Raw genomic sequence first — 26,415 nt, 5'->3', positions numbered from 1 at the left:
CGCCCGGCACATTCCGTGCACAGGTGCGGGGCGCTGCGGCGGCCGGAGGCGGGACGGCAAAGTACCCTCCGAAGCGTGTCTCGTCGTCGCCTCGTCCGTCTCTCCCTGATCACCGTCGCCGCGGTGGTCGTCGTCGCCCTCGTCGCGGTGATGGTCACGGCGGTCATCGTCGTGCGACGGCCGCTGCCGGAGGTCGCCGGCGAGCAGGAGCTGCCCGGGCTCGACGCCGACGTGACGGTCACGCGCGACGAGCGCGGAGTCCCGACGATCACCGCGACGACGTCCCAGGACCTGTTCCGAGCGCAGGGCTACGTGGCCGCGCAGGACCGGTTCTTCGAGATGGACTACCGCCGCCACGTGACCTCGGGGCGGCTGTCGGAGCTGGTCGGCGAGAACAAGGACGCGCTCGCCGCGGACAAGGTGATCCGGACCTTCGGGTGGCGTCGGGTGGCCGAGCAGGAGTGGGGCCTGCTGGAGCAGAGCACCCGCGACGCGCTCCAGGCCTACGCGGACGGCGTCAACGCGTACCTGGACGGCCGGGACCCGGGCGCGATCGCCGTCGAGTACTCGGTCCTCGGGGTGCAGCTGAACGTGAGCACGCCGGCGGAGTGGGACCCCGTCGACTCGCTCGCGTGGCTCAAGGCGATGGCCTGGGACCTGCGCGGCAACTACGACGCGGAGCTGGAGCGCGCCGCCTCGTTCTCGTCGATCGGTGACGTCGCGCGCGTCGACGAGCTGTTCCCCGCCTACCCGCAGGACCTCAACCTGCCCATCCTCACCGCCGCGGACCTGCCCGTGAGCGCCGTGCAGCAGACGTCCGCGGCGACGACCCCGCTCGACCTCGACAGCGCCGACCTGCAGGACGCGATGGCGTCGGCGGCGGCTGCGCTGGACGCGGTGCCGCACCTGATGGGCGACGGTGAGGGGGTGGGCTCGAACTCGTGGGTGGTCTCCGGCGACCTCACCGAGTCGGGCTCGCCGCTGCTCGCCAACGACCCGCACCTCGGCATCTCGGCGCCGGGCATCTGGGAGCAGATCGGGCTGCGGTGCGACGACGTCTCCGCGCAGTGCCCGTACGACGTCAGCGGCTTCGCGTTCGCGGGCATGCCCGGCGTGGTCATCGGCCACAACGCGGAGCTCGCGTGGGGTCTGACCAACCTCGGGGCCGACGTGACCGACTTCTTCCTCGAGCGCGTCGACGAGAACACCACGCGGCTCGACGGCGCCCAGGCGCCGATCACCGAGCGCATCGAGGTCATCCACGTGAACGGCGGCGACGACATCCGTCTGACGGTCCGCGAGTCGGTGCACGGTCCGCTGGTGTCCGACGTCCTGGACCTCATGGGTGTCGGCTCCGCTCCCGTCCCCGAGGACGCGCCGGCCCGCCGGTTCGCGGTCGCCCTCGGCTGGACCGCCCTGCAGCCGGGCCGGACCATGGACGCGGTGCTCGCGATGAACGTCGCCAAGGACGCCGCGGACATCCAGGCGGCCGCCGCGCTGTTCGACGTGCCGTCGCAGAACATCGTCTTCGCGACGACGGACGGCCACATCGGCTACCAGGCGCCCGGCCGCATCCCCGTCCGCGCCGACATCCCCGGCGGGCCGGTCCCGTCGGACGGCACCTGGCCGCGGCCGGGGTGGGACAGCCGGTACGAGTGGCAGGGGTTCGTCGACCCGGCCGCCATGCCGCGCGCGCTGGATCCCGTCGAGGGGTTCATCGTCACCGCCAACCAGGCCGTCACCCCGGCCGGTGTGGGCCCGTTCCTGACCGAGGACTGGGACTACGGCTACCGCGCGCAGCGGATCCGGGAGCTCCTCACGGACGCGACGACGGACGGCAAGGTCAGCGTCGCGGACATGGGCCGCATCCAGATGGACCAGCACAGCCCGTACGCGGACGTGCTGGTACCCGTGCTGCTCTCGCTCGACATCGAGGACACGTTCTTCGACGACGGGCAGGACCTGCCGCTGGACGTCGAGGACTCGTTCTACGACGACGGCCAGGAGCTGCTGCGCACCTGGGACCGCGTGCAGTCGGAGGACTCGGCGGCTGCGGCGTACTTCGCGGCCGTCTGGGCGGACATCCTCGCGGCCGCGTTCGCCGACGACCTCCCCGACGACTACGGCCCCTCGGGCGGCTCGCGCTGGCTCGAGGTGGTCCGTCGGCTGATCGACGAGCCGGCCTCACCGTGGTGGGACGACAAGTCGACCCCCGGCGTGGTCGAGGGGCGCGACCAGGTGCTGACCCGCGCGATGGTCGCGGCACGCCGCGAGCTGACCGCCGCGCTGGGCCGCGAGGCGACGGACTGGCGCTGGGGACAGCTGCACCCGGCCGCACCCGAGCACCCCGTGCTCGGCGGGACGTCGCTGCCGGGCCTGATCCGGAACCTGGTCAACCCCGACCCCGTCGCGGTGGGGGGCGGGTCCTCGATCGTGGACGCGACCGCCTGGGACGCCAGCTCGGGGTCGTTCGCCGTGACCGCGGCGCCGTCGATGCGCATGGTCGTCGACCTGGGCGACCTCGACGCGTCGACGTGGGTGACGCTCACGGGTGCGTCCGGCCACCCGGCGAGCGTGCACTACTCGGACCAGCTGGGCCCGTGGTCGCGGGGCGAGACGTTCCCGTGGCCGTTCACGCAGGCCGCGACGGAGGCGGACGCCCGGGACCGGTTGACCTTCACGCCGTGATGAGGTGCCACTCCAGCGGCGTCGCGACGGCGTCGACCAGGCGGTCGTGGCGCTCGCGGGGCAGCGGGCGCGTCTGCGCGTCGTAGAGCTCCTCGGGGAACACCAGCGCGACCACGGGAGCGCCGGGACGGAGGTGCTCGAGCGCCCGGTCGTACCAGCCGCCGCCCTGGCCGAGCCGTGCGCCCGTGGTGTCGACGGCCAGCGCCGGGGCGATCACGACGTCGGCGTCCGCGAGCGCCGCCGCACCGAGCGTGGGCCCGCCGGGCTCCGGCGGGCGGCCAGGGGCGCGTTCGCGCAGGTCGTCGGGGCCGTCGTACTCCGCCCACTCGCGCTGCAGACCGCTGCCCAGCACGGGCAGGAGCAGGCGGACGCCGCGGGCGGCGAGGGCCTCGAGCAGCGGACCCGTGCCGGGTTCCGTGACGCGCGACGCGTAGACGGAGACGCAGGTGGCGTCGGCGACGGCCGGGATGGTGAGCACGACGTCCGCCAGGGCGTGCGCGGCGGCGTCACGGAGCCGGACGGACCTGATCTTGCGGGCGTCCCGGATGGCCATCCGGAGACGTTCCTTGACGTCCTCGACCTCGTCCCCCTCGGACACGCGCGGATACGGCTGGGCGACGCTGCTCATGGGACCAGTGTCGCAAACCTGGTGACTCCGGAACGACCGTCCCGGGTATGAGGTGTGAACAATTCGACGGCGTGACGCAGGCCACTGCGCGGTCGGACGTGCGCGGCTAGTGTCCCGACATGACGATCCACAAGGCAGTCATTCCCGCCGCGGGCCTGGGCACCAGGTTCCTCCCCGCCACGAAGTCGACGCCCAAGGAGATGCTCCCGGTCGTCGACAAGCCGGCCATCCAGTACGTCGTGGAGGAGGCCGTGAAGGCCGGCCTCGACGACGTCCTGCTCATCACCGGCCGCTCGAAGCGCACGCTCGCCGACCACTTCGACGCCGTCCCGGAGCTCGAGGCCGCCCTGGAGGCGAAGGGCGACCTGGAGCGGTTGGCCAAGGTCCGCGAGTCCACCGAGCTCGGTCACGTCCACTTCGTCCGCCAGGGTCAGCCGAAGGGTCTGGGCCACGCCGTGCTCCAGGCCAAGCACCACGTCGGGCAGGAGCCGTTCGCGGTCCTGCTCGGGGACGACCTGATCGACGAGCGCGACGAGCTGCTGAGCACCATGCTCGCCCTCCAGGAGCGGACCGGCGGCTCGGTCATCGCGCTGCTGGAGGTCCCGCCCGCACAGATCTCGATGTACGGCTGCGCAGCGGTCGAACCGTTCGACGGTGCGGCAGATCCCGACCAGGTGAGGATCACCGCGCTCGTCGAGAAGCCCCCGGCGGACGAGGCGCCCAGCAACCTCGCCATCATCGGCCGCTACGTGCTGCACCCCGCGGTGTTCGAGGTGCTGGAGAACACGGCACCCGGCCGTGGCGGCGAGATCCAGCTGACCGATGCGCTCGCGACCCTCGCCGGCCTCCCGGCGTCCGAGGGCGGCGGCGTGTACGGGGTGGTGTTCCGCGGACGTCGCTACGACACCGGGGACCGGCTCGACTACCTCAAGGCCGTCGTCCAGATCGCGGTGGACCGCCCCGATCTCGGCCCCGACTTCCGGGCCTGGTTGGGCGAGTTCTCTCAGACCTTGTCCGACTGACCTGCCGGGCGGGGCAGAATGCCCGCATGAGATCGGTCCAGGATCACCTCGCGGCCGTGCTGGCCGCCGTCGGACCGGTCGCACCGCTCGACGTCGTCCTGCGTGACGCCGTCGGCTGCATCCTCGCCGCCGACGTCACGGCCACCCACGACCTGCCGACGTTCGCGGTCGCCGCGCGCGACGGGTACGCCGTCGCCGCGCACGAGACCGCAGGCGCCGGGTACGCGAGCGCGCAGTCGCTGCCGGTCGCGCACGACATCCGGCCGGGCACCGGGCCGCTGCGCCTGGTGCCCGGCACGGCCGTGCGGATCGCGTCCGGCGCGGCGCTGCCGCTCGGGGCCGACGCCGTCGTGCCCCTGGAGGAGACCGACCGGGGGACCGCGCGGGTCGCCATGCAGCGCCCCGCGGTGCCCGGCCAGCACGTGCGCCCCGCGGCGTCCGACGTCCGCGCGGGCGACGTGGTGCTCGAGGCGGGGACCCGCCTCGGCGCCCGGCAGCTCGCGCTGGTCGCCGCGATGGGTCGCGGGCGGCTGCGCGTCCACCCGACCCCGCGCGTGGTGCTGCTCTCGGTCGGCGACGAGCTGGTCGAGCCCGGCACGCACGCGGACCGGTCCGGCCACGGGGTGTTCGAGACCGACGGGCACGCGCTCGAGGCCGCGGTCCGGGACGCCGGCGCCGCGGCGGTCCGGGTCGGCATCCTCGGTGACGACCGCGCGGTCCTGCGGGAGGCCATCGAGGACCAGCTGGTCCGCGCCGACCTGCTCGTCATCACCGGCGGGCTGTCGGAGCTGACCAACGACACGGTCAAGGACGTGCTGGCGACGATGGGCAGCGTGCGGCTGGACCAGGTAGCGATGACGCCCGGGCAGCGGCACGGGTTCGGCACGGTGGCCGACGACCTGGCCAGCGACAAGTCCGTCCCGATCTTCGCGCTCCAGGGCCACCCCGTCGCCGCCCAGGTCTCGTTCGAGGTGTTCGTCCGGCCCGCGCTGCGTGCCATGGCCGGGCACGCCGAGGTGTTCCGCCCGTCGGTCGCCGCCGAGGCCGTCGAGGGGTGGGTCTCACCGCCGGGCCTGCGACAGTTCGTGCCCGCGACCGTGCTCGGGTCCCCCGACGAGGGGTACCGCGTGACGCCGATCGGTGACCCGTCGGCGCCGACGGTCAACGCGCTCGCGCAGGCCAACGCGCTCGCGGTCGTCGGGGAGCAGGACCTGACCGTGCACCCCGGACAGGTGATCCACTGCCTGGTCCTGGAGGGCTGATGGCGTCCGGCTGGCCTGCCGTCCTCGTCGAGGGTGACGTGCGCCTGCGTCCGCTGCGGCGGCGTGACCAGGACACGTGGATGGCGCTGCGCGCGCAGAACGCCGCGTGGCTGGAGCCGTGGGACGCGACGAGCCCCGTGCCGGTCTCGGGTCCGCGGCCGTCGTTCGGCACCTTCGTGCGGACCCTGTCCGCGCAGGCCCGGGCCGGGGTCACGCTGCCGTTCGCGATCGACCACGCCGACCGGCTCGTCGGGCAGCTGACGGTCTCCTCGATCATCTACGGCTCGCTGCGGTCCGCGGCCATCGGCTACTGGGTCTCCGAGCACGTCGCCGGGCTGGGCATCACCCCGACCGCCGTGGCGCTGGCGACCGACCACTGCTTCCAGACGCTCGAGCTGCACCGCGTCGAGATCAACATCCGCCCCGAGAACGGTCCGTCGCTGCGCGTCGTGGAGAAGCTCGGGTTCCGCGACGAGGGCGTCCGGGAGAAGTACCTGCACATCCAGGACCGCTGGTGCGACCACCGCACGTTCGCCCTGACGGTCGAGGACGTCCCCGACGGGCTTCTGCAGCGCTGGCGGTCCCGCACTGTCGGGTGACGCACGGGCTTGTCGGGTGACGCACAGGCCGACACGCCGCGGCGGTCCCCGGCGGGTGCGTCCGCGACGCCTACCGTCGTGACGTGAACGATCTCGCAGGACCGGTCGCGCTCGCGCTGGTCGGCCTGTGGGTGGCGTACCTGGTGCCGCACAAGCTGCGACATCGGCAGCAGCTGCTCGAGTCCCGGGCGGACGACCGGTTCTCCGAGGCGCTGCGCGTGGTCGCGGTGAGCGACCGGCGCAACCGCCAGGAGGCCGTCTCCGGGCCGACAGTGATCAGTACCGCGGGGCTGCTGACCCCGGGCAAGGGGCTCCCGGTGGCCACCGGGAGCGCGACAGGAGGCACCACCGTGGACCGACCGCACGGCACACAGGACAGGATCACCGCCGACGCGGCCCGCCGCGCCGCGCAGGCACGGGCAGCCCGAGCGGCCTCCGTGGCCCGTCGCGGGGCCGCTGCGCGCCGTCGCGCGCTCCTGGCCGGGTTCCTCCTCGTCGCGACCGTCGTCGGCTGGGCCGCGGTCGGAATCAGCCCGCTGGTCACCTGGGTCGCCGGCGTCGTCCCCACCGTCCTGCTCGGCTCCGTCCTCGTGCTGGGTCGGCGTGCCGTCCTCGCGGGCCGGGAGGCCGACGAGGCCTGGGAGCAGAAGATCGCCGACGAGCGCAGGGTCGCCTCCGGTCCGCGCACGGGCGCGATGCGTGCCGTGGCGACGGCCGCGAAGGCAGCCCCGGCAGCCCCGGCAGTACCGGCAGCTCCGGTCGCCGCTCCCGCGGAGGCGCCGATGGCCTTCGTCACGGGCCGGGCCGTGCACCCGTCCGACGCCAGCACCGAGGTGTTCGCGCGCATCGTCGAGGACAAGGGCGAGTCCGACGGCCCCGCCCGGCACGCCTCGACCGGGCAGGTGCCCGTCGTCCGCCGTTCGGTCGGCGAGCGCACCACCGAGGCGCCGAGCGAGGAGGACGAGGCCTGGTCGCCCGTCCCCGTGCCGCGTCCGACCTACACGATGAAGGCCTCCGCCCCGCGCCGCGAGCCGGCCCCGCTGGAGAACCTCGAGGGGTCGACGGCCGCCCGCACCGCCGAGGTCGACGCCCCCGCCGACGCCGAGCGCGCGCCGCTCGAGGCACCCGTCGAGACGACCGGCAGCATCGACCTGAACGCGGTCCTGGCGAAGCGCCGCGTCGCCGGGGAGTGACCCGCCGGATTTCGCGATCCACCGGGGCCTGGTGTTAGTCTTTAGCCCGCTCGCGGGGCTGTGGCGCAGTTGGTAGCGCGTCTCGTTCGCAATGAGAAGGTCAGGGGTTCGAATCCCCTCAGCTCCACCCGCACACGAAGGCGGCCCCCCATCCGGGAGGCCGCCTTCGTCGTTCTCGAGGCCTCAGGCGAACAGTGCGCGGTAGTAGTCCGACTGCGCCGGGTAGTAGTCGCCGAAGTCGACTCCCGCGACGTCGGCACCGGTCTCCGCGGCCACGAGACGGTCCAGGTAGTACTCCCAGCCGGGGCCGACGCCGGTCGCCATGTCCTGGTCCGGCACGGACTGGCTGAACGTGAGCGTCGTGGTGCCGGCGACCTCGGTCAGCTCGAGGAGGAAGTGGAAGGCGTTCGGCGCGCCCGCGACCTGCGAGGTCAGAGCGATCCGGCGAGGTGGGACGCACTCGTGGATCGTGAAGGTCTCGGGTTCGATGTCGTCGCCCTCGGCGTTCATGCGGAACAGGACCGAGCCCGTGGTCGGGTCGCCGGTCCAGGTGCCGACCCAGCGTGCGAGCCGGTCGGACTCGGTGACCGCCGCCCACACAGACGCGATCGGGGCCCGGAACGTGCGGTCGATGACGACGCTGTCGTGACCGTCGCGGGTCTCTCGGCGGCCGGTGGGCTGGGGGGTCATGCTGTCTCCTCGACGGGGTCGGACGTGGTGGCTTCTCGGTGGTCGCGGACGGTGCGGCGGACCTCGAGGTCGAGGCCGTCGAGCACCGACTCGTCGAACCGGGGTCGCCGGTTCAGGTCGTCGATCAGGCCGCGGACCGGGTCGAGGCCGCCGGGCACCAGCGTGTACCGCCGCTCCCGCCCCTGGGTCTCGGCGCTGACCAGCCCGGCGTCGACGAGCACCCGCAGGTGCTTGCTGACGGCCGGGCGGCTGATCGGGTACCCGGCAGCGAGGTCGACCACGCGCGCCGGGCTCTGCGCGAGGGTGCGCAGCAGGTCTCGTCGCACCGGGTCGGCGAGGGCGGGGAACGGGTCCATGGCTCATTGGTAACCAATGGGTTACCAATCTGTCAAGACGAGGGCGGCCCCCCGTCCGGGAGGCCGCCCTCGTCGTGCTGGTGCGTGGAGCGTCAGAGGATGCTGCGGCGACGGCCGCGGCTGCCGGAGACGGCGGCCACACCGATCGCCGCGAGCACGACCTGGAACAGCAGCTCGATCCAGTCGACGCCGGCGGTGTCCTGGACACCGACGAGGCTGGCCAGGTAGGTGCCGATCAGGGCCGCGACGATGCCGATGAGGATGGTCACGAGAAGGGAGATGCGCTGACGGCCGCGCACGAGCAGACGGCCGAGGATGCCGATCACGGCGCCGATGATGATGGCGGAGATGATGCCTTCGGGTGTCATGTGTGGAACTCCTTGACTTCGAGGGGTTCGTCCGGGTACGACGGATGAATCTAGGGGGGATCCGACGGATCCGCGCGCTGAGCGCGGTGACACAATGTCGCCGTGCCCTCCGCTGTGCCCGACGACGACGCCAGGCCCAGCCTCTGGAGACAGGCTCTCCACTGGGTCGACCCCCTGGTCGTGATGATCCTGTCGGCGCTCCTGCTGGGGCTCCTGCTGCCGGCGCGCGGGATGGTCGCCGACGTCCTGGACGTCGCCCGCACGGCCGCGATCGTGCTCCTGTTCTTCCTCTACGGCGCGCGCATGGCGACGGGCGAGGTGTCGGCTGGCCTGCGCAGCTGGCGGCTGCAGGGATCGATGCTCGCGGCCACCTACGTGGCGTTCCCCGTGCTCGGCCTGCTGGTCCAGCTCCTGCCGGACGCCGTCGTCTCGCCGGAGCTCAAGACCGGGCTGCTGTACCTGTCGCTGCTCCCGTCGACCGTGCAGGCGTCGGTGGTGTTCACCTCCGTTGCGCGCGGGAACGTCGCCGGGGCGATCACCGGGGCGACGATCTCCAACGTCGTCGGCATCGTGCTGACGCCGCTGCTCGTCGGGGTGCTGATGGTCCGCACCTCGGGGCAGGCCGGCGGGAACCTCGCCGGGATCCTGCTGCAGCTCCTCCTGCCGTTCGCCGCGGGGCTGCTGGTGCAGCGCTGGCTGGGGCCCTGGCTGCGTGCGCGGCCGCACCTCACCCGCGTGACCGACCGGAGCGTGATCGTGCTCGTCGCGTACACGTCGGTGAGCCAGGCGACGGTGTCGGGGGCGTGGTCGCACGTCACCTGGGTCGCGCTCGTGAGCCTGGTCGTGGTGTGCGCAGCGATGCTCGCCGCGGTGCTCCTGCTCGCCTGGAACGGCGGCGGCCGGCTGGGGCTCGAGCGGGGGGACCGTGTCGCGCTGCTCATGTGCGGGTCGACGAAGAGCCTGGCGACCGGCCTGCCGATGGCGGCCGTCCTGTTCGCACCGGCGCTCGCGGCGAGCGTGGCGCTGCCCGTGATCGTCTTTCACCAGCTGCAGCTGGCGACCTGTGCGGTCATTGCCAGGCGGCTCGCGGCCCAGGTCGAGTAGCGTCTGCCCGGAACGATTCGACCCGCAGCCCCCCGAGGACTCCTTGTGCCCGATGTCATCGCCGTCATCCCGCAGCCTGCCGTCGTCGAGACGACCGGCGACGCGTCGTTCGAGCTGACCGAGGCGACGACCGTCGTGGTCGACGGTCGGCCGGACCTGATCGGTATCGCGGTGCTCGCTGCGGATCTGCTCGGCCGGGTCGGTGGCCGGGCCGTCGAGGTGCGGTACGCCGAGAACGGCGCCGACGACATCGTGCGGCTCCGGCTCGTCGAGTCGCTGCCTGCCGGCGACGAGGCGTACCGGCTGACCTCACGCAAGGGCCGCATCGACCTCGAGGCCCGCACGCCCGCCGGGCTCGTCCGGGCGATCGTCACGCTGCGCCAGCTGCTCGTGGCCGCACCGGGCGGGGTCCTGCGGGTGCCTGCCGTCCGCATCGAGGACGCGCCGCGGTATCAGTGGCGTGGTCTGTCGGTCGACGTTGCCCGGCACTTCCTGCCCGTGCGCGACCTCAAGGTCGTCATCGGCCTCATGGCGCACTACAAGCTCAACGTCCTGCACCTGCACCTGACGGACGACCAGGGGTGGCGCCTGCACGTGCGGTCGCGACCGCTGCTGACCCGGCTGTCCAGCAGCACGTCGGTCGACGGGGACCCCGGCGGCTTCTACACGGCCGAGGACTACGCGGACCTCGTCGCGTACGGGGCGGTGCGCGGCGTCCGCGTCGTGCCGGAGGTCGACGTCCCCGGTCACGTCAACGCCGCGACCCACGCGTACGGCGAGCTGAACCCGACCGGGGAGCCCACCGAGACCTACACCGGGATCGAGGTCGGCTTCAGCCGGCTGCACGCGGACCTGCCCGCGACGGGCGCGTTCCTCACGGACGTGTTCTCCGACGTCGCCGCGATGACCCCCGGCGAGTACGTGCACATCGGCGGCGACGAGGTGCTGACGATGGAGGCCGACGAGTACGCCACGCTGGTCGCCGCCGCGTCCGCCGCCGTCCGTGCGGCGGGCAAGAAGGTGGTCGGCTGGCAGGAGATCGCCCACACCCCGCTGGAGCCGGGCACCGTCGTGCAGTACTGGGACACGCGCGTGGACCCGGCGCCGTTCGTCGCCGCGGCCCAGGCCGGTGCGCTGCTGCTCATGTCTCCGGGGTCCAAGGCGTACCTCGACATGAAGTACGACGCGAGCACCGACCTCGGCCTCGAGTGGGCCGGTCACATCGAGCTGCGCGACGCCTACGACTGGGAGCCGTCGACCCTGATCGAGGGTGTCCCGGCCGAGTCCGTGATCGGGGTCGAGGCGGCCGTCTGGACCGAGACGCTGCGCGACCTGCCGGCGCTCACGCAGATGCTGCTGCCGCGGCTCGCCGCGATCGCCGAGGTCGCCTGGTCCGCGCCCGAGCGACGCGACTGGGACGACTTCCGGACGCGGGTCGGCCGGCAGGCCCCGTTCTGGGACCGCCTCGGGCTGTCCTGGTACGCGAGCCCGCAGGTGGACTGGACGCGCTGAGCGGTCACGCCCGTCACACCCGTCAGACCCAGGTCTGCAGCCACATGTGTGAGTGCCAGAAGTCGTACGGCACGATCCACGCGGACCAGATCGGGTAGAAGAACGCGCTGACGCCCACGATCAGGGCGACCAGCACACCGCAGCCGATGATTGCCCAGCGTCTCTCGCGCGGGTCCAGGTCCTTCGGTCCGATCACCAGGCCGATGACGTAGACCAGCGTGAGCACGACCCAGGGGGCGAAGACGATCGAGTAGAACGTGAAGATCGTGCGGTGCTCGTAGGCGAACCAGGGCAACCAGCCGGCGACGATGCCGGACAGCACGGCGCCCGCACGCCAGTCGCGGTACCGGAACAGCCAGACGACCGCGACGATGATCGCCGCCGCCGCGCACCACCACAGGACGGGGTTGCCGAGCGCGACGATGGCCTGCGAGCAGCTGGACGCACCGCACGCGTCCTGGGCCGCCTGACCGGTCAGGCCGGACACCTCGGTGGGGTAGAAGAACGACGTCGGCCGCCACTGCACGATCCAGCCGAGCGGGTGGGCGGAGTACGAGTGCGGCGTCTCCAGTCCGTTGTGGAAGCCCCACATGTCCTGGTGGTACTTCCAGAACGAGCGCAGCGCCGGGGGCAGCCACAGGACGCCCTGGTCCGGGTTCTGCTCCGCCCAGAGGCGCCCGTAGGACTCCCGGTGCGTGAACCAGGACCACCACGAGCCGACGTAGACGACGAGCGCGATGCCGACCATCGAGATCCCCGCGACGACGCCGTCCTTGAGGATCCCCGCGCGCCACCAGTGCCGCACCCCGACGCTCCGGCGTGCCGTGATGTCCCACGCCACGCTGAGCAGCCCGAACACCGCGAGGAAGTACATGCCCGACCACTTGGTGCCCAGGGCCAGGCCCAGCAGCACCGCGGCCGCGAGCCGCCACCAGCGCACGCCCAGCCGTGGCCCGTCGCGCAGGTCCTCGCCCGCGTCGATGCGTTGCGCGGTCCGCTCGGCCAGCCGCCGTCGGGCCTGGTCGCGGTCGAGCAGGAGGGCGCCGAACGCGGCGAGGACGAAGAACATGAGGAACGGGTCGAGCAGGCTGATCCGCGACATGACGATCGCCTCGCCGTCGATCGCGAACAGCAGGCCCGCCAGCGTGCCCAGCGCCGTGGACGCGAACAGCCGCCGCCCGATGCGCGCGACCATCAGCACCGCCAGGACGCCACAGACCGCCGCGGCCATCCGCCACGCGGCCGAGCTGCCCACGCCACCGCCGAAGTGGATCCCCAGGGCGATCAGCCACTTGCCCACCTGGGGGTGCACCACGTACGAGCCGACGTCGGTCAGGCTGCTGGTGTCGCCCGCCTCGAACGCCGGATTGGGGTCGTCGCCCCACGTCGCCTCGAAGCCGTTGACCAGCAGCGAGTACGCGTCCTTGACGTAGTACGTCTCGTCGAACACCAGCTTGTGCGGGCGGCCCAGCTCCCAGAACCGCAGCACCGCCGCCAGCAGCGTGACCGCGAGCGGCCACAGCCAGCCCGTCAGCCGGTCGCGCGAGGTCGTGCCGAGCCGAAGGGTCTCGTCGCCGAGCAGCCGCCGCAGCAGGCGACCCTTGGTGGACTCCTCCGGACCCTCGAGCTCCCGCGGCTCGTCCTCGAGGACGAGCACGGTCCCCGGGGCGGGGTTTGAATCGAGTGCGTCGGAGCCGTGGACAGCGCGGGTCGTGCCGACGGAGTTCGAAGCCGCGGCAGCGCTGGTCACGGCGACGGCGATCGTCTCGTCGGCGGGGCTCGTCTCGTCGACAACCGGGGCCTCGTCGGCGACCGGGCTCTCGTCGGCGACCGGGGTGCTGTCGACGGACCGGGCGTTGTCGACCGCCTCCGGGTCGTCGACGGCCTGGGTCTCGTCGCGGGCCTGAGCGTCGTCGATACCCTCGGTCTCGTCGGCCACCTCGGTCTCGTCGGCCACCTCGATCTCGTCGGCAACCTCGGTCTCGTCGGCCACCTCGGTGCCGTGGACCGGCTCGGGATCGGCGACCGGCTCGGTCTCGTCGACGACCTGGTCCTCGGGGACCGCGCCGGTCTCGTCAGCCAGGCGGGTGCCGTCGACTGCGTCGGTCGGGCTCGTCGCGTCGGCCGGCTCAGGGGTGCCGTTCACCGTCGGGTCCCCGGTCGTCAGGTCCTCGTCGGGATCCGGGGAGGGGTCGAGGCCCTCCTGACGTTCGGTCAGGGTCGAGGCGTCGTCGTCTCCGGTGGGCGGCACGCGGTCATCGTAGGGGCGGCGACTGTGCTGCGGGAGGGGGTCCGAGAGGTGGCAGGCTGACAGGTGTGACCACTGTCAGCCCCACCGCGCACTCCGCAGGCCGTCTCGTGCTGGCTGCCACGCCGATCGGCAACACCGAGGACGCGTCGGCGCACCTGCGTCGGCTGCTCGCGGAGGCGGACGTCGTCGCCGCCGAGGACACCCGCCGGCTGCGGGCGCTCGCGGCGCGGCTGGGGGTCGAGATCGGCGGCCGGGTGCTCAGCTTTCACGAGCACAACGAGGTCGAACGCTCGGCGGAGGTGCTCGCGGTCGTGGCGGGCGGGGGCACGGTGGTCGTCGTGACGGACGCCGGGATGCCCGCCGTGTCCGACCCGGGCTTCCGGGTGGTGGGGGCCGCGGTCGCGGCCGGTCTGCCGGTCACGGCGGCACCGGGACCGAGCGCCGTGCTGACCGCGCTCGCGCTGTCCGGCCTGCCGACGGACCGGTTCTGCTTCGAGGGCTTCCCGCCGCGCAAGCCGGGCGAGCGCGCGCGGGCGTTCGAGCTGCTGGCCGACGAGCGCCGCACGATGGTGTTCTTCGAGGCACCGCACCGGCTGGACGACACCTTGGCGGCGATGGCGGTCGCATTCGGCGGCGACCGGCCCGCGGCCGTGTGCCGGGAGCTGACCAAGACGTACGAGGAGATCGTCCGGGGACCGCTCGCCGACCTGGTGACGTGGGCGTCCGCGGACCAGGTACGCGGGGAGATCGTCGTGGTGGTCGGCGGGGCGGTGAAGGCGGTGGAGCTGTCGACCGCGGACCTGGTCGCCGAGGTGCTCTCCCGCACGGACACGGGCGACCGCCTGAAGGACGCGGTCGCCGAGGTGGCAGCAGCGGCAGGCGTCCCGAAGCGGGACCTGTACGCGGCGGCCCTGGCGGCCAAGCCCCGCTGACTGAGGCCCCGAACCGGCGATCGCTCACGCGTGGCCGGCGGTTCACGTGCCTGATCGCCGGTTCACGCTCGGACGCGCCATGACCACCCGAGCCGCGATCGAACCCGACATGGATTCCGTTCAGAGGGTCGTCGCGGTACCCAGGTCGGGTTCGGCGCCGAGCGGGAGGCGGGCGACCGTGCGCCACGAGGACGGGGCGTCCGAGCCGGCGACGAGGAGGGCCTCGCGGACGGTCGTGGCCACCGGGAGCGCGGGCGTGACGTCCGCCTCGGCGGCGCGCAGGGTGTCGAGGTCGGCGAGGCGGCGGTCCCCGACCGTCAGGTGCGGGACGACGTCGCTGAACTCGCCGCGGTAGGGGGCCACTGCGGGAACGCCCGCGCCACGGCCGACGTCAGTGCGCGGAACGCGTCGGCGGGCTCGGGGTCCAGCCACAGGATGTCGTCGCCGAACCATCCCGTCCGCCGGAACACGCACCCGAACGCGGGGACATCCGCGACAGTCGCCGCCAGCGCACCGAGCAGCTCTGCGTCGAGCCGGTCCGGGGGCGCGAACGGGAACAGCACGGTGACGTGCGCGGGGATGCCCCAGCCGGTGGCGGCGTCCAGGGTCGCGCGATGGCGGGCGACCACCGGCTCCGCCTCGGGCACGGGCACGAGCACCGCGGTCCAGCGGGGTGGGGCTGTCGGGGTCGGGTCGTCGAGCGAGGACACCTGCCGAGCGTAGGAGGTCGGCGGGTCGACCAAGCCCTGAGCGCCGCGTCGGCGACCTGTCGCGTCACTCATGGCTTGCTCGGAGGCGCCGTCGGCCGGTCAGTAGAAGACCGCGTCGCGGGGGCCGACCGGGTGCCGGAACGTCCACCAGACCCACCCCTGTGCTGCGAGCAGCACCGGGACGCAGGCGAGCAGCACGAGCTCGAGGGTCGGCGCGGGCGAGGCCGCGGGAGCGAGGGCGATGGCGGCGGCGACCACCGGCAGCACGCCACCGACGACCACTGCGGCGAGCGCGCGGTGCAGCCGACCGGTCGCGAGTGCGGGACGCGCCACGAGGGCGGAGCCGGACCCGGCGAGCACGACGAGCGGCGGCAGGACGGCGGTGAGGGGGCCGTCGGCGGGGACGAGGACGACGTAGGTGATCGCCGACGCTGCGAGCAGCCCCGCCGACCAGGGCAGCGCCCGCCCGGCCAGGCGGGTGGCCCGCTCGCGCAGGACGCCCGAGGTCCGGGTGGCCAGGAAGGTGGTGCCGAGGACGCGCGTGACGGCGACGGCGGACAGGGCGGTCAGGACCGGTACGACCACCCGCGCGGTCAGCGACGGCTGCGGCGGGAGCCACACGAGCGCGGTCCCGAGCAGGGCACCGGCCGACAGCGGCAGCCCGACGGACGCGACGACGACCACGCGTTCCCAGCCGGACCGCCAGCGCACGCCCGGACGCCGGCTGCGCAGCCAGACCCCGGCGTCGCGGAGCACCCACGTGACCAGCAGCGCGATGACCAGCGGATACGCGACGAACCAGAGGTCGCGCTCGAGGTCGGGGAACCCGGCGAGCAGGACCCCCGCCGCGGCGACCAGCCACACCTCGCCGGCCAGCAGGAAGGGACCGAGGGCGGTGAGGACGGTCCTGCGCTCGCCGGGGGTTCGGCCGACCTGGCGCAGCGTGGCGCCGAGGCCCTGGTTCATGCCGTCGAGCACCGGCCCAGCCCGCGAACGCGCCGACCAGCAGCACGGTCCAGATCATCGGGACACCTCCGCGAAGGTCAGGGGCTCGTCGGCTTCGCGGGCGTGCAGCGGTGGAGCGCCGAGCGTGGGGGAGGCCGGTCCGAGGCGGGCGAGGCGACCGAGCAGGACCCAGTCGACGACGGCCAGGGTGGCGATGAGCCCCACGAGCACCACGAGCGAGACGAGCACGGTGGTCGCGCTGTGCGCGGAGGTGGCGTCTGAGGTCCGCAGGACGCCGACGACGACCCACGGCTGGCGGCCGATCTCGCGGGTCAGCCAGCCGAAGATCGCGAGCACGAACGGCACGGGCAGCACCGCGGTGAGGAAGCCGTAGAGGGCGCGTCGGAACGGGAGTCGGAACAGTGCCCCGCCGACCATGAGCCCGAGCATCGGGAACGCGCCGAGGAACAGCGCGAAGCCGCCCAGGATCATGAACCCGAGCGCGACGCCGACCACGGGGGACTGCCCCGACCCGGCCCCCTGCGTGACGTACGAGAACTGCGAGAACCCGAACCCGACGGCCAGCAGTGCACCGACCGCCCCGACGACGACCCCGGTGCGCAGCGAGCGCTGGAACAGCTCGTCGAACCCCGTCTCCCGGCGCAGGTGCCACGCGCTGACCCCGACGACGACGAACGCCCCCGCCAGCAGGCAGGCGCCGATGACGTGCCCCAGCGACAGGACGGCGGCGGGGTTGAGCACCAGCGCGGCGGCATCGGTGATCTGCGCGACGCCGTCGTGAAGCTCGTAGCCGACGGGGTGGCGCAGGAACCCGTTGGCGACCATCACGGCGAACGCCGACGCGTACCCGGTCAGCACGACGAGCCAGAACACGACCGTGTGCACCCACCGGTTCAGCTGGTGCCAACCGAACACCCACAGCCCGAGCAGCGTCGACTCGAGGAAGAACGCGACCATCGTCTCGACGGCCAGAGGTGCGCCGAACACCTCGCCGGCCACGTCGAGCAGCCCCGGGAAGTGCAGACCGAACTGGAGCTCCAGCAGGATCCCGGCGACGATGCCGAGCGCGTAGTTGACCAGGTACAGCTGGCCCCAGAACCGGGTCGCGCGCTCGTGCACCTCGCGCCGGGTGACCGCCCACCGGGTCTGGAAGATCGCGACCACGGGTCCGAGGCCCAGGGTCACGAGGACGAACAGGAAGTGGAAGCCCGCGAGCAGCGCGAACTGCGTGCGGGCGGCGTCGACGGCGCTCACGAGGGTGACGCTAGGCGCGGGGAACGGCTGTGGACCCCGCTCCCAGGGGAAGACCGGGGGCGGTTCCGGGTGGTCCCTGAGGTGCGTGGGCGCCCCGGTCAGGGTGGTCCCGGAGTGCGGGGCCGAACGGCTCGTGATCGGCTGGAGCACGCGACCGGTGACCTGGTGCGGGCTCGTCGTCGCCCTCGTCGCGCTCGCGGGGTGCAGCCCGAACGACAGCCCGGACGACAGCCCGACGACGCCGACCTCGACAGCGGAAGCTGCTCCCGCGACGGTGGAGGTGACCGAGGTCGACGACATCCTGGGTGACCTGGACATCCCGTGGGGGCTCGCGTTCCTGCCCGACGGTCAGGCCGTCGTCACGCTCCGGGGGGCGGCGGAGCTGGTGCTGGTCGGGCCCGACGGTGCGGCGACGGACGTGACCGGGCCGGGTGCCGACGAGCTCGTGGACCTCGTCGTGCCCGGCGGCGAGGGGGGCCTGCTCGGGGTGGCGGTGCTGGGTTCCGACGGGTCGGCCGTGGACCTGGCGCTGTACGCGACCGCGACGGACGACAACCGGGTCCTGCGCGGGACGCTCGACGGCTCGGTCCTGGGCGAGCTGCGGCCGATCCTCACCGGCATCGAGAAGGCCGGCAACCACGACGGCGGCCGGCTCGCCGTCGGCCCCGACGACTTCCTCTACGTGACCACGGGCGACGCGGGCAACCCGCCGTCGGCGCAGGACCCGGACAGCCTCAACGGCAAGATCCTGCGCATCACGGCCGACGGCGACCCCGCGCCCGGCAACCCCGACGAGGGGTCGCCGGTGTGGAGCCTCGGGCACCGCAACGTGCAAGGGCTCGGCTGGGCGCCTGACGGTCGCATGTTCGCCTCGGAGTTCGGCCAGAACACGTGGGACGAGCTCAACCTCATCGAGCCGGGCGGCAACTACGGCTGGCCCGAGGTCGAGGGAGAGGGCGGCGGGGCCGACTTCGTCGAGCCCGTGGCGGTGTGGCCGACCACCGAGGCGTCCCCGAGCGGCCTGGCCGTCACCGAGGAGGCCGTCTACCTGGCGGGGCTGCGCGGCGAACGGCTGTGGCGGGTCCCGCTGACCGAGGACGGCGTCGGGACCCCGCAGGCGCTGCTGGAGGGCGAGCACGGACGGCTGCGCGCGGTCGAGCCGGCACCCGACGGATCGCTGTGGGTGGTCACGGGGAACACCGACGGCCGCGGCGACCCCCGCGACGGTGACGACCGCATCCTGCGGGTGGTCGTCGACTGAGCGGCCGCGAGCGCTCACCTAGGATCGGGCGCATGCCTCGCATCCTCTCGGCCGTCGCGTGGCCCTACGCGAACGGCCCCCGCCACATCGGTCACGTCGCCGGCTTCGGTGTCCCGTCGGACATCTTCAGCCGCTACATGCGGATGGCGGGCAACGAGGTGCTCATGGTCTCCGGCACCGACGAGCACGGGACGCCCATCCTGGTGCTCGCCGAGCAGGAGGGTGTGAGCCCGCAGGAGCTGGCGGACCGGTACAACCGCGTGATCGTCGAGGACCTGACCAACCTCGGTCTCTCCTACGACCTCTTCACGCGGACGACGACGCGCAACCACTACGCGGTCGTGCAGGAGATGTTCCGCACGGTGCACAAGAACGGCTACATGATCGAGCAGTCGACCATGGGGGCCATCTCGCCGAGCACGGGCCGCACCCTGCCCGACCGGTACGTGGAGGGCACCTGCCCCATCTGCGGGTACGACGGTGCGCGCGGCGACCAGTGCGACAACTGCGGCAACCAGCTGGACGCCATCGACCTGATCAACCCGCACAGCCGGATCAACGGCGAGACGCCGAAGTTCGTCGAGTCGAACCACTTCTTCCTGGACCTGCCGGCGTTCGCGAGCGCGCTGGAGGCGTGGCTGAAGACCCGGACGGACTGGCGCCCGAACGTTCTGAACTTCTCGCTCAACCTCATCGACGACCTGCGCCCCCGTGCGATGACGCGGGACATCGACTGGGGCATCCCGGTGCCGTTGGAGGGCTGGGAGGACAACCCGAACAAGCGCCTCTACGTGTGGTTCGACGCGGTCATCGGGTACCTGTCGGCGTCGATCGAGTGGGCGCGCCGCAAGGGCGACCCGGACGCGTGGCGCCCGTTCTGGAACGACCCCGACGCCCTGAGCTACTACTTCATGGGCAAGGACAACATCACGTTCCACTCGCAGATCTGGCCGGCCGAGCTGCTGGCCTACGACGGCCGCGGGACGAAGGGCGGCTCGCCGGGGGCCTTCGGGACCCTCAACCTGCCCACCGAGGTGGTCTCCAGCGAGTTCCTCACCATGGAGGGCAAGCAGTTCAGCTCGTCGCGCGGCGTCGTCATCTACGTGCGCGACCTGTTGTCCCGCTACCAGCCGGACGCGCTGCGCTACTTCCTGTCGGTCGCCGGACCGGAGAACCAGGACTCGGACTTCACGTGGGCGGACTTCAAGACGCGCACCAACTCCGAGCTGGTGGCCGGCTGGGGCAACCTGGTCAACCGCACGGCGAGCCTCATCCACAAGAACTTCGGCGAGATCCCGGCGCCCGGTGAGCTGCAGCCGGTGGACCAGGGTCTGCTCGCGACGACGTCGGCGGGCTTCGACAAGGTCGGCGGGCTGCTCGGCACGCACCGCAACCGGGCCGCGGTCAGCGAGGCCATGCGCGTCGTCCAGGAGGCCAACCGGTACATCTCCGAGACCGAGCCGTGGAAGCTGACGGGGGACCGCGACCGGCTGGGCACGGTGCTGCACACGGCCGCGCAGGCGGTGTCCGACGCCAACACCCTGCTGGCGCCGTTCCTGCCGCACTCCGCGCAGAAGGTGCACGAGACGTTCGGTCGCACCGGCACGTTCTCGCCGCTGCCGCGGATCGACGAGGTCACCGACCTCGACGACGACTCGCGCCACTACCCGGTGATCACCGGCGACTACGAGCTCGGCCGGACGGTCGCGCCGTGGAGGTCGAGCCCGATCGTGCCGGGGACGCCCGTCGCGAAGCCGGTGCCCGTGTTCACCAAGCTCGACGACTCGATCGTCGAGGAGGAGCTCGAGCGGCTGCGCCAGGCGTGATGGCCCGGAAGAGGGCGACGGGCTGGCCCGAGCCGCCGGAGCCGCTGCCGGTCGCGGTGGTCGACAACCACACGCACCTGGACACGGTGGTGACGTGGGATGAGTCCCCGTCTCTCGCCGCTCATCTCGAGCGAGCGGTTTCCGTGGGCGTGCCGCGGATGGTGCAGGTGGGGTGCGACCTCGACGCGATCGCCTGGACCGACGAGGCGGTGCGCACCCACGAGCAGCTGCTCGGCGCGGTCGCCATCCACCCGAACGAGGCGGTCCGCCACGCGGGGATCGTCGAGCCGGCCCCGGACGGCCTGGATCCGGAGGCGCCCTACGAGACGTCGCTGGCGGACGCGATCGGCCTGGTCGAGCGGACCGCCCGCGCCAACCCCCGCATCCGCGCGATCGGCGAGACCGGCCTGGACCACTTCCGCGCCGGCCCCCGCGGCCGCGAGGTCCAGCGCGAGGCGTTCCGCACGCACATCGCGCTGGCCAAGGAGCTGGGCCTCGCGCTCCAGATCCACGACCGCGACGCCCACGACGAGGTGGTCGAGGTGCTGCTCGCCGACGGCGCCCCCGACCGCACGGTGTTCCACTGCTTCTCCGGCGACGCCGAGCTGGCGCGCCTCGCGGTCTCCCACGGCTGGTACCTGTCGTTCGCCGGCCCCGTCTCGTTCGGCGCCAACGACGCCCTGCGGGACGCGCTGCGCGAGGTCCCGCCCAGCCTCCTGCTCGTCGAGACGGACGCGCCCTACCTGACGGTGCACCCGTTCCGCGGCCGCCCCAACGCCCCCTACCTGCTGCCGGGCACGGTCCGCACGGTCGCCGAGGTCACGGGACGCCCGCTGGCGGACGTCTGCACCGCGCTCGCGGCCACGTCCGAGGCGGTCTACGGGACGTGGTGACCGGTATGGCCCGGTCTGTCGCCGGACGGTCGGGTGATGTCGGTCCCGCAGGGCGGACCTCGGGTTACCGCCCGGGTCACGGATCGGTTACGGTCGGACCTGCGTCCAGCTCGGACGCATCTTTGTGAGCCCTGCCGAGAGGATCCACCGCGTGAGGCCGGACCAGGAGCGAGCGACGCGCAGTCGCCCCTTCCGTGGTCGACGAGCCGCTCGCGTGGTGGCCCAGGCCGCCGTCCTGGCGGTCGTGGCAGCGGCGACGAGCGCGTTCGCGGTCCTGCACAAGACGGTCACGGTCGACGTCGACGGCACGGCCGTGGAGGTCGAGGCCTTCGGCCGCACGGTCGAGGACATGCTGCTGAGCGCCGACATCGAGGTCGGTGAGCGCGACCTGGTCGCCCCCGCCCTGGACCAGCCGATCGGGCGGTCGGGTCAGATCGTCGTGCGGCACGGTCGTGAGCTGTCCGTCGAGGTGGACGGCTCCGAGCGGTCGGTGTGGACGACGGCCCTGACGGTCGGTGAGGCCGTCGACGGTCTCGGGCTGCGTGACGACGAGGTGCGCCTGTCGGCGTCCCGCTCCGCCGCCCTCGGCCGGGACACGCTGCGCGTCTCCACGCTCAAGACGATCCACCTCGTGGTCGACGGTCAGGTCATCGACGGGCTGAGCAGCGCCGCGACGGTGCGCGACGGCCTGCGGGACATCGGGCTGGTCCTCGAGGAGGGCGACCAGGTCTCGGTGCCCCTCGACTCCACCGCCGTCGACGGGCTCGTGGTCCTGGTGACCCGGGCCAGCACGTCGGGCGAGACGGTGACCGAGGCGATGCCGTTCGAGTCCACCGAGGTCGAGGACCCGGGGATGATCAAGGGCAACACCGTGATCGCCACCAAGGGCAAGGCGGGTGTCCGCACCACCACGTACCAGCTCGACATCGTGGGCGGTGTGGTCGTCGGGCGCACGGCGGTCGCGTCGGTGGTCACCGTCGCGCCGGTCGCCCAGGTCACCCGGGTGGGCACGGCCGAGCTGCCGGACCCGTCCGTCGTCGCCGTCGAGCCGGGCACCGCCCAGGCGCTCGGCAAGGAGATGGCGGCCGCGCGCGGGTGGGGCGACGACCAGTTCGCCTGCCTGCTGGCGCTGTGGAACAAGGAGAGCGGCTGGCGCGTCACCGCGGAGAACAAGTCCTCGGGTGCGTACGGCATCCCGCAGGCTCTCCCGGGCAGCAAGATGGCGACCGTGGCCGACGACTGGCGGACCAACGCGGCCACCCAGATCACGTGGGGCCTGAACTACATCGGCGGTCGTTACGGCGACCCGTGCGGCGCCTACGCGCACAGCCAGGCCAAGGGCTGGTACTGATTCACCCCCTGATGGGCGGATTGGTGCTGTGATGCCGCTCACGCGACCTGACGTGGGGGAACGCCCGAACGTCGGCCGATTCGAGGCACACCACTACCGCATCTGACGGTAGGCGCGCTTGGCAACGCGATCACGATTCGGTTACGGTCGTCCCGCCCCGCGATCTGGACATCGGCCCATCTGTGCCGGCAGCCGTTCCGCAGGGTGGTCGGCGCCCGCTCCACGCGGGCCGCCGTGACGGCCGGATCGGGGATCCGGGACCGACGGGAGACACCCCAGGGTGTCCACAGAGCCTCGAACCGGAGGCACAGCGTCGGGTGACGCGCAGGCGACACGCTCCGCACCCCGTGCCCGGGCACCTCGACGGCTGGAGCCCCGTGCAGTTCTCGACCCTGATCCCTGGTCTGTCCGCGCGATCCCGCGCCACGTCCCCCGAGGACGAGTCCCCCACGACGGGCCACCGGTCCGGTCGGGCACGCATCCTGCCCATCACCGCAGCCGCTGCGGCCCTCGTCCTCGCGGGCGGGACGGCCGCGTTCGCGCACGCGCAGAAGACCGTGACGCTCGACGTCAACGGTGAGGTCGAGCAGCTGAGCACGTTCGCGGGCTCGGTCGACGGCCTCCTGGACGACCAGGGCGTCGTCGTCGGCGAGCGGGACGTCGTGAGCCAGCGCGGCTCGCTGCGCGAGGGCACCGAGATCGTCGTGCGCCACGCGCACCAGGTGTCGGTCAACGTCGACGGCGTGGAGACGTCCGTCTGGACGACCGCGCTGACCGCCGACGAGGCGCTCGACTCGCTCGCCGCCCGCGGCCAGTCCGTGGCGCTCGTCGCGTCCCGGTCCGCCGCCGGTGGCCGACCGGAGCTCGCGCTCGACCTCACGCTGCACGGTCCGGCGGACGTCGTCGTGGACGGCACCACCCTCGAGGTCACCGACGCCGACGCCTCCGTCGCGCAGGTCCTCGGCGAGCTCGGCATCACGCTGAACGCGCTCGACCGCGTGTCCGTGGTGCAGGGCGCCGCCGGCCGCGTGCAGGTGAACGTCAACCGCGTCGTGGTCCAGGACGTCACGACCACGCTCGAGGTCCCGTTCGCGTCGACCACGCAGCAGGACGCCGCCCGCTACACCGACCAGAAGCGCACCCTGACCGCCGGCGTCCCCGGCGCGCGCACGCTCGTCGAGCGCGTCACCACGATCGACGGCGTCGAGTCGGCCCGCGTCGCCGTGTCCGACGTCGTGACCGTGGCGCCGGTGGACGAGGTGCTGAGCGTCGGCACCAAGGCGCGTCCGGCCGTCGTGAAGACCCCGTCGACCACCGCAGGCGCGTCGACCGGCACCCCGGTCACGGCCGGCGGCGACGCCGACTCCCTCAACTGGGCCGCCCTGGCCAAGTGCGAGTCCGGTGGCAACCCGACCGCCGTGTCCTCCACGGGCAAGTACCACGGGCTCTACCAGTTCTCGGTGAGCACGTGGCAGGCCGTCGGCGGCGCCGGGCTCCCCTCGGACGCCTCGGCCGAGGAGCAGACGGCACGCGCCAAGATGCTCTACAACCGCTCCGGTGCCGGCCAGTGGCCGCACTGCGGGAAGTACCTCTTCAGCTGAGCACCCGTAGAACCCCCGCCCCCGCAGTCCTGGGGCGGGGGTTCTGCCGTGCTCGCCTAGGCTCGTGCGCATGTCGACCACCACCACGCTGCTCGGGCCTGCGGAGATCCGTGAGCTCGCGGAGCGTGCGGGGGTGCGGCCGACCAAGCAGCTCGGGCAGAACTTCGTGCTCGACGGCGGCACGGTGCGCAAGATCGTGCGGCAGGCCGACGTCGCCGAGGGCGACCGCGTGGTCGAGGTCGGACCGGGTCTCGGGTCGCTCACGCTCGGGCTGCTCGAGGCGGGGGCCGACGTGGTCGCCGTCGAGATCGACCCGACGCTCGCCCGGCTGCTGCCGACCACGGTCGCCCGGCACGTGCCGGGCCTGACGGTCGTCGCGGGCGCCGACGACGAGCCGGTGGTGCTGCGCGACGACGCCGGACGCGACCGCCTGACGATCGTGCTGGCCGACGCGCTGGACGTGCGCGCGCTGCCCGGCCCCCCGCCCGTCGCCCTCGTCGCCAACCTGCCGTACAACGTGTCCGTCCCGGTGCTGCTGACGTTCCTCGAGCGGTTCGACAGCCTCGACCGCGTGCTCGTCATGGTGCAGGCCGAGGTGGCGGACCGCCTGGCCGCGCCGCCCGGCAGCCGCACGTACGGGGTGCCGTCCGCGAAGGCCGCCTGGTACGCGTCGGCCCGCCGGACCGCGACGGTCGGCCGCTCGGTCTTCTGGCCGGCGCCCAACGTCGACTCGGCGCTGGTCCGCTTCGACCGGCGCGAGCCCCCGGCCACCGACGCGTCCCGGGAGGCGGTGTTCGCCGTCGTGGACGCCGCGTTCGCGCAGCGCCGCAAGATGCTCCGCTCGGCCCTGTCCGCGCTGGCGGGATCCTCCGACCTCGCGGTGGCGGCCCTGGAGGCTGCCGGGGTCGACCCGCAGGCCAGGGGCGAGCGCGTCGACATCGCGGGGTTCGCACGCATCGCCGAGCACCTCGGGCCGGTAGGCGGTCGACCTGGCATTGTGGAGCCGTGACGCTGACCCCCGTGGCCCCGCTGCCCGAGCACGAGGTCAGAGTCCGCGCGCCCGGCAAGGTCAACCTCTCGCTACGGGTCGGTCCGCGCGAGGACGACGGCTACCACGCGGTGTCCACCGTGTTCCAGGCGGTGTCGGTGTTCGAGGAGGTCGTCGCCACCCCGTCGGAGCAGCGCACGCTGACCGTGAGCGGCCCGCAGGCCGAGCTGGTGCCGACGGACGGGTCCAACCTCGCCCTGCGCGCGGCGGCCCTGCTGGCGGACCGGGCCGGGATCGACGACGGCGTCCACCTGCACCTGCACAAGGGGGTGCCGGTCGCGGGCGGCATGGCGGGCGGCTCGGCGGACGCCGCGGCGACGCTGGTCGCCTGCGACGCGCTGTGGCGCACCGGGCTCAGCCGTGACGACCTGCTCGAGCTGGCCGCCGAGCTGGGGTCGGACGTGCCGTTCTCGCTGGCCGGCCACACCGCCGTCGGCTCCGGCCGCGGCCATCTGCTGACACCCGCGCTCAGCCGCGGCGAGTTCCACTGGGCGTTCGCGGTGCAGGACCGCGGGCTGTCCACCGCCGACGTCTACGCCGCGTTCGACGACCTGCACGGCACGGCGCTCGTGCCCGACCAGGACGACGACGTGCCGCTGATGCAGGCGCTGCGTGCCGGGGACCCGCGGGCGCTCGGTGCCGCACTGCACAACGACCTGCAGATGGCGGCGCTCGAGCTCGACCCGGGGCTGGCGGAGCCGCTCGCGGTCGCGCAGGACGCGGGGGCGCTCGGCGTCGTCGTGTCGGGATCCGGCCCGACGGTCGCCGCCCTCGGCCGGAGCCGCCAGCACGCGCTGGTGCTCGCGGCGGCGTTCACGGCGTCGGGTGTGGCCGACCGCGTCCTGACCGCCGCCGGCCCGGTGGCCGGTGCGCGCGTCGTCAGCTCGACGGACTGACACC

24 protein-coding genes and 1 tRNA gene are annotated in these 26,415 nt (G+C 73.2%); 16 read left to right on the top strand and 9 right to left on the bottom strand.

Annotated elements, in window-relative coordinates; all coding sequences use genetic code 11:
* Positions 1-75: 75 nt before the first annotated feature.
* Positions 76-2,688 (top strand): penicillin acylase family protein, encoded by a 2,613-nt coding sequence (locus J2X26_RS01630; RefSeq protein ID WP_439897803.1) that lies wholly within the window; start codon positions 76-78, stop codon positions 2,686-2,688.
* On the opposite strand, the gene J2X26_RS01625 is transcribed toward J2X26_RS01630, so the two are convergent.
* Positions 2,678-3,316, bottom strand: a complete 639-nt coding sequence (locus J2X26_RS01625) for a 5-formyltetrahydrofolate cyclo-ligase (RefSeq protein ID WP_307489246.1) — start codon at positions 3,314-3,316, stop codon at positions 2,678-2,680. The two genes, J2X26_RS01630 and J2X26_RS01625, sit on opposite strands and share 11 nt — an antisense overlap.
* Before the next feature lie 119 nt (positions 3,317-3,435).
* Between J2X26_RS01625 and galU the strand changes: the two genes are divergently transcribed.
* From galU to J2X26_RS01600, 5 genes are all read left to right on the top strand, one after another.
* Entirely contained in the window at positions 3,436-4,338 is a 903-nt protein-coding gene (gene galU, locus J2X26_RS01620; protein ID WP_307489244.1) for a UTP--glucose-1-phosphate uridylyltransferase GalU, read from the top strand.
* Positions 4,339-4,364: 26 nt separating this feature from the next.
* Complete coding sequence (locus J2X26_RS01615; RefSeq protein ID WP_307489242.1) at positions 4,365-5,600, top strand: molybdopterin molybdotransferase MoeA; 1,236 nt, start codon at positions 4,365-4,367, stop codon at positions 5,598-5,600.
* Positions 5,600-6,199 (top strand): GNAT family N-acetyltransferase, encoded by a 600-nt coding sequence (locus tag J2X26_RS01610; protein ID WP_307489240.1) that lies wholly within the window; start codon positions 5,600-5,602, stop codon positions 6,197-6,199. The genes J2X26_RS01615 and J2X26_RS01610 overlap by 1 nt, the downstream gene beginning before the upstream one ends.
* An 83-nt stretch (positions 6,200-6,282) precedes the next feature.
* Entirely contained in the window at positions 6,283-7,392 is a 1,110-nt protein-coding gene (locus tag J2X26_RS01605; RefSeq protein ID WP_307489238.1) for a hypothetical protein, read from the top strand.
* A gap of 54 nt (positions 7,393-7,446) precedes the next feature.
* Positions 7,447-7,519, top strand: a tRNA-Ala gene (locus J2X26_RS01600).
* Between the two features lie 56 nt (positions 7,520-7,575).
* Here J2X26_RS01600 and J2X26_RS01595 read toward each other — a convergent pair.
* The 3 genes from J2X26_RS01595 to J2X26_RS01585 all read right to left on the bottom strand — a co-directional run bounded on the left by J2X26_RS01595 (position 7,576) and on the right by J2X26_RS01585 (position 8,806).
* Positions 7,576-8,082 carry an SRPBCC family protein gene (locus tag J2X26_RS01595; protein WP_307489237.1) on the bottom strand — a complete coding sequence of 169 codons (507 nt, stop codon included), beginning with the start codon at positions 8,080-8,082 and terminating at the stop codon, positions 7,576-7,578.
* Positions 8,079-8,438 (bottom strand): ArsR/SmtB family transcription factor, encoded by a 360-nt coding sequence (locus tag J2X26_RS01590; protein WP_307489235.1) that lies wholly within the window; start codon positions 8,436-8,438, stop codon positions 8,079-8,081. The genes J2X26_RS01595 and J2X26_RS01590 overlap by 4 nt, the downstream gene beginning before the upstream one ends.
* Positions 8,439-8,530: 92 nt before the next feature.
* Positions 8,531-8,806: a GlsB/YeaQ/YmgE family stress response membrane protein gene (locus tag J2X26_RS01585; RefSeq protein WP_055917383.1), complete on the bottom strand. Its 276-nt coding sequence runs from the start codon at positions 8,804-8,806 to the stop codon at positions 8,531-8,533.
* Positions 8,807-8,908: 102 nt separating this feature from the next.
* Here J2X26_RS01585 and J2X26_RS01580 point away from each other — a divergent pair, with 102 nt between their 5' ends.
* Positions 8,909-9,910 (top strand): bile acid:sodium symporter family protein, encoded by a 1,002-nt coding sequence (locus tag J2X26_RS01580; RefSeq protein ID WP_307489232.1) that lies wholly within the window; start codon positions 8,909-8,911, stop codon positions 9,908-9,910.
* Positions 9,911-9,955: 45 nt separating this feature from the next.
* Complete coding sequence (locus J2X26_RS01575; protein WP_307489230.1) at positions 9,956-11,422, top strand: family 20 glycosylhydrolase; 1,467 nt, start codon at positions 9,956-9,958, stop codon at positions 11,420-11,422.
* 22 nt (positions 11,423-11,444) lie between these two features.
* On the opposite strand, the gene J2X26_RS01570 is transcribed toward J2X26_RS01575, so the two are convergent.
* Entirely contained in the window at positions 11,445-13,673 is a 2,229-nt protein-coding gene (locus tag J2X26_RS01570; protein ID WP_307489228.1) for a phospholipid carrier-dependent glycosyltransferase, read from the bottom strand.
* Positions 13,674-13,729: 56 nt separating this feature from the next.
* Here J2X26_RS01570 and rsmI point away from each other — a divergent pair, with 56 nt between their 5' ends.
* Entirely contained in the window at positions 13,730-14,605 is an 876-nt protein-coding gene (gene rsmI / locus J2X26_RS01565; RefSeq protein WP_439897818.1) for a 16S rRNA (cytidine(1402)-2'-O)-methyltransferase, read from the top strand.
* A 120-nt stretch (positions 14,606-14,725) separates the two neighbouring features.
* Here the strand turns inward: rsmI and J2X26_RS01560 are convergent, their stop codons facing one another.
* The 4 genes from J2X26_RS01560 to J2X26_RS01545 form a co-directional block, all read right to left on the bottom strand.
* The gene (locus J2X26_RS01560) at positions 14,726-14,968 is read right to left on the bottom strand and encodes a hypothetical protein (protein WP_307489224.1); all 243 of its coding nucleotides are present in this window, start codon (positions 14,966-14,968) and stop codon (positions 14,726-14,728) included.
* Entirely contained in the window at positions 14,923-15,315 is a 393-nt protein-coding gene (locus J2X26_RS01555; protein WP_307489222.1) for a 2'-5' RNA ligase family protein, read from the bottom strand. The genes J2X26_RS01560 and J2X26_RS01555 overlap by 46 nt, the downstream gene beginning before the upstream one ends.
* Positions 15,316-15,414: 99 nt before the next feature.
* Positions 15,415-16,281, bottom strand: a complete 867-nt coding sequence (locus J2X26_RS01550) for a cytochrome d ubiquinol oxidase subunit II (RefSeq protein ID WP_307489221.1) — start codon at positions 16,279-16,281, stop codon at positions 15,415-15,417.
* Positions 16,282-16,335: 54 nt separating this feature from the next.
* A complete protein-coding gene (locus J2X26_RS01545; RefSeq protein WP_307489219.1) occupies positions 16,336-17,535 on the bottom strand; it encodes a cytochrome ubiquinol oxidase subunit I in 1,200 nt (399 codons plus the stop codon).
* 85 nt (positions 17,536-17,620) lie between these two features.
* Here J2X26_RS01545 and J2X26_RS01540 point away from each other — a divergent pair, with 85 nt between their 5' ends.
* The 7 genes from J2X26_RS01540 (at position 17,621) to J2X26_RS01510 (ending at position 26,411) form a co-directional block, all read left to right on the top strand.
* Complete coding sequence (locus tag J2X26_RS01540; RefSeq protein WP_307489218.1) at positions 17,621-18,796, top strand: PQQ-dependent sugar dehydrogenase; 1,176 nt, start codon at positions 17,621-17,623, stop codon at positions 18,794-18,796.
* Positions 18,797-18,828: 32 nt separating this feature from the next.
* Positions 18,829-20,622, top strand: a complete 1,794-nt coding sequence (gene metG / locus J2X26_RS01535) for a methionine--tRNA ligase (RefSeq protein ID WP_307489216.1) — start codon at positions 18,829-18,831, stop codon at positions 20,620-20,622.
* Complete coding sequence (locus J2X26_RS01530) at positions 20,622-21,515, top strand: TatD family hydrolase (protein WP_307489215.1); 894 nt, start codon at positions 20,622-20,624, stop codon at positions 21,513-21,515. The genes metG and J2X26_RS01530 overlap by 1 nt, the downstream gene beginning before the upstream one ends.
* A 214-nt stretch (positions 21,516-21,729) precedes the next feature.
* Positions 21,730-22,866, top strand: a complete 1,137-nt coding sequence (locus J2X26_RS01525; protein ID WP_307489213.1) for a ubiquitin-like domain-containing protein — start codon at positions 21,730-21,732, stop codon at positions 22,864-22,866.
* 347 nt (positions 22,867-23,213) lie between these two features.
* Positions 23,214-24,467: a resuscitation-promoting factor gene (locus J2X26_RS01520; RefSeq protein WP_307489211.1), complete on the top strand. Its 1,254-nt coding sequence runs from the start codon at positions 23,214-23,216 to the stop codon at positions 24,465-24,467.
* Positions 24,468-24,537: 70 nt separating this feature from the next.
* Positions 24,538-25,476, top strand: a complete 939-nt coding sequence (gene rsmA / locus J2X26_RS01515) for a 16S rRNA (adenine(1518)-N(6)/adenine(1519)-N(6))-dimethyltransferase RsmA (RefSeq protein ID WP_307489210.1) — start codon at positions 24,538-24,540, stop codon at positions 25,474-25,476.
* Positions 25,473-26,411: a 4-(cytidine 5'-diphospho)-2-C-methyl-D-erythritol kinase gene (locus tag J2X26_RS01510; RefSeq protein ID WP_307489209.1), complete on the top strand. Its 939-nt coding sequence runs from the start codon at positions 25,473-25,475 to the stop codon at positions 26,409-26,411. The genes rsmA and J2X26_RS01510 overlap by 4 nt, the downstream gene beginning before the upstream one ends.
* Positions 26,412-26,415: the final 4 nt, after the last annotated feature.

It is taken from the genome of Cellulomonas humilata (assembly GCF_030814415.1).
GTDB classification, from domain to species: domain Bacteria; phylum Actinomycetota; class Actinomycetes; order Actinomycetales; family Cellulomonadaceae; genus Cellulomonas; species Cellulomonas humilata_A.
This window is presented reverse-complemented; position numbering and strand designations above follow the sequence as displayed.